Origin of the sequence: Kluyvera sp. CHPC 1.2972 (assembly GCF_036759925.1) — a bacterium.
Classification (GTDB): Bacteria; Pseudomonadota; Gammaproteobacteria; order Enterobacterales; family Enterobacteriaceae; genus Kluyvera.
This window is the reverse complement of record NZ_JAPKIB010000001.1, coordinates 734,831-737,602: the sequence shown is the minus strand read 5'-3', so window position 1 is coordinate 737,602 and position 2,772 is coordinate 734,831. Positions and strand designations below refer to the sequence as shown.

Below are 2,772 nucleotides of genomic sequence, written 5' to 3'. Positions count from 1 at the left end.
AACCGCCGACCCCCTCCTTGTAAGGGAGGTGCTCTCCCAGCTGAGCTAATCACCCCCGCTGTGTGGAGTCGCATTATAGGGAGAGTTGAAAATGAGTCAACGCCTTTTATAAATAATTTATCTGTTCGTCGTAAAATTAGACGATGTGATCGCAAAACACGCTATGGTGTATGAATTCTATGCAAAAAATGCAAACCACACGCTTGCGGTGGGAACAACCGAGTGGGAGTGATAGAATATTGCCCACTTCTATTTCCAGGATTTGCCGGTTGTCGGCATGTTTATAAACGTAAGGCCATCTCATGAAAATCAAAACTCGCTTCGCGCCTAGCCCGACTGGCTATCTGCACGTCGGCGGTGCTCGTACTGCTCTTTATTCCTGGCTTTTCGCACGTCACCATAAAGGTGAGTTTGTGCTGCGTATTGAAGACACCGATCTCGAGCGCTCAACGCCGGAAGCCATTGAAGCCATCATGGATGGTATGAACTGGCTGAATCTGGAGTGGGATGAAGGCCCGTACTATCAGACTAAACGTTTCGATCGCTACAACGCGGTGATTGATGAAATGCTGGAAGCAGGCACGGCGTATAAATGCTACTGCTCCAAAGAGCGTCTGGAAGCGCTGCGCGAAGAGCAGATGGCCAACGGTGAGAAGCCGCGTTACGACGGTCGCTGCCGCCACGGTCACGAACATCATGCTGACGATGAGCCGTGCGTAGTGCGTTTTGCTAACCCGCAGGAAGGTTCCGTTATTTTTGACGACCAGATCCGTGGGCCAATCGAATTCAGCAACCAGGAGCTGGACGATCTGATCATCCGCCGTACCGATGGTTCCCCAACCTACAACTTCTGCGTGGTTGTCGATGACTGGGATATGGAAATCACCCACGTTGTTCGTGGTGAAGACCATATCAACAACACCCCGCGTCAGATCAACATCCTGAAAGCGCTGAATGCGCCGGTGCCGGTTTACGCGCACGTATCGATGATCAACGGCGATGACGGTAAAAAGCTGTCCAAACGTCACGGTGCGGTCAGCGTCATGCAGTATCGCGATGACGGCTACCTGCCGGAAGCGCTGCTGAACTATCTGGTGCGTCTGGGCTGGTCCCACGGCGACCAGGAGATCTTCACCCGTGAAGAGATGATCGAGTTCTTCTCTCTGGGCGCGGTCAGCAAGTCCGCCAGTGCGTTCAACACCGACAAACTGCAGTGGCTGAACCACCACTACATCAATACGATGGCGCCGGAATACGTGGCGACGCACCTGCAGTGGCATATTGAGCAGGAAAATATTGATACTCGCGTGGGGCCGCAGCTGAGCGAGCTGGTGAAACTGCTGGGCGAGCGCTGCAAAACCCTGAAAGAGATGGCGCAGAGCTGCCGCTACTTCTACGAAGACTTCGCTGAGTTCGATGCGGATGCCGCGAAGAAACACCTGCGTCCGGTTGCGCGTCAGCCGCTGGAAGTGGTGCGTGATAAAATCTCCGCCATCACCGACTGGACCGCTGAAAACGTCCATCATGCGATTCAGGCGACTGCCGATGAGCTGGAAGTGGGCATGGGTAAAGTGGGTATGCCACTGCGCGTTGCGGTGACCGGAGCAGGGCAGTCTCCTGGCCTGGACGTGACCGTTCATGCGATCGGTAAATCCCGTAGCATCGAACGTATCAACAAGGCGCTGGCGTTCATCGCCGAACGTGAAAGCCAGCAGTAATTGGCGTTCAGATGTGAAAAAAGCGGGGAAACCCGCTTTTTTTATACCTTATCGTTCTGGTCGCCCAGCCCGAGTCGCGCCAGAAAGCCGCAAATTCCTTCACGGGCCAAAAGGCGGTGCAAGCGCTCTTGCTCCAGTGGTGTCATGTTGTTCTGCAATACGTCGCTAATTTGCCGCCAAACCGCATCTGAAGCATGGGCCGTGTAGCTGCCTGCGGGTTCATCAATTTGGTTTTCGTTGGGCAACTGACGGAAAGCCGGCGTATTCACCAGAAAATCCATCACCTCATCGGTAATAAAGATAAGCCGTGCGCGACCGCCTTTAATGCCGGGCATCGGTTCGGTGCGCCAGTTTTTTTCACGAATCCAACGGTTGATGGTCTGCCGGGTCATCCCCAGCATGTCGGCCAGCTCTTCCGTGGACATTTTTGCGGGAAGTTTTTTCATAGACAGTGCTTAACCGCGAATTCCTAAACGTTGCAATAAACCGCTAATGCCTTCCCGTAGCAGCAGTGACGTGAGCTGCTTCTGCTCGGTCTCGGTCATTTCATCAACCAGCGTCAGCAGCAGCGTATGGAAAGGATTATCGCTGCCGTTCACCGCATAGGGGGCTGAAGACTCAGCAGCGCGTTGGGCGCTATGGATAAACTCCATCACTTCGTCGTTAACGTGCACCAGACGGGCTTTTCCTCCCTGAACACCGGGACGAGGCGACGTTTTCCAGCCCTCTTTACGCACCCATTTGTTGATGGTTTGTCGGCTGTATCCCGTCAGATGAGCAATCTCCTCCGGCGTCATTCGTTCCTTGAGCATACAATTTCCTGAGTCGCAGTGTGGGAATTACAGGTCCATGTTATAGCATCGTTTTATGCGAAAACGTGACAGGTTTAACTTCAACCTGCGAGGAGGCGAGCAATATGGTGCGTTTGCCTGCTTTTTCAGCGATTAGAACTATTTCGCCTATTTTGCCGTTGACACTGTGTTAGGGAATTCATATGATTCCGCCCGTCAACACGACAGCTTTACGTTGGGGCTATAGCTCAGCTGGGAGAGCG

The 2,772-nt window shown here is 53.3% G+C and carries 3 protein-coding genes and 1 tRNA gene (1 of these 4 running past the window's edge); 2 read left to right on the top strand and 2 right to left on the bottom strand.

The window, feature by feature from the left end; translation table 11 throughout:
• Positions 1–302: 302 nt before the first annotated feature.
• Positions 303–1,718: a glutamate--tRNA ligase gene (gltX, locus tag V6944_RS03525; protein WP_185669497.1), complete on the top strand. Its 1,416-nt coding sequence runs from the start codon at positions 303–305 to the stop codon at positions 1,716–1,718.
• A 41-nt stretch (positions 1,719–1,759) separates the two neighbouring features.
• Here gltX and V6944_RS03520 read toward each other — a convergent pair whose 3' ends face one another.
• Positions 1,760–2,164, bottom strand: a complete 405-nt coding sequence (locus tag V6944_RS03520) for a YfeC-like transcriptional regulator (RefSeq protein WP_333497898.1) — start codon at positions 2,162–2,164, stop codon at positions 1,760–1,762.
• Positions 2,165–2,173: 9 nt separating this feature from the next.
• Complete coding sequence (locus tag V6944_RS03515) at positions 2,174–2,530, bottom strand: YfeC-like transcriptional regulator (protein WP_333497897.1); 357 nt, start codon at positions 2,528–2,530, stop codon at positions 2,174–2,176.
• Positions 2,531–2,746: 216 nt separating this feature from the next.
• Here V6944_RS03515 and V6944_RS03510 point away from each other — a divergent pair.
• A tRNA-Ala gene (locus V6944_RS03510) sits at positions 2,747–2,772 on the top strand; it runs 150 nt beyond the window's last position.

What these genes read in the sequence shown, in the direction of transcription:
- V6944_RS03520 (WP_333497898.1), bottom strand. Translation starts at nt 2,164, where the DNA reads ATGAAAAAACTTCCCGCAAAAATGTCCACGGAAGAGCTGGCCGACATG.
- gltX (WP_185669497.1), top strand. Translation starts at nt 303, where the DNA reads ATGAAAATCAAAACTCGCTTCGCGCCTAGCCCGACTGGCTATCTGCAC.
- V6944_RS03515 (WP_333497897.1), bottom strand. Translation starts at nt 2,530, where the DNA reads ATGCTCAAGGAACGAATGACGCCGGAGGAGATTGCTCATCTGACGGGA.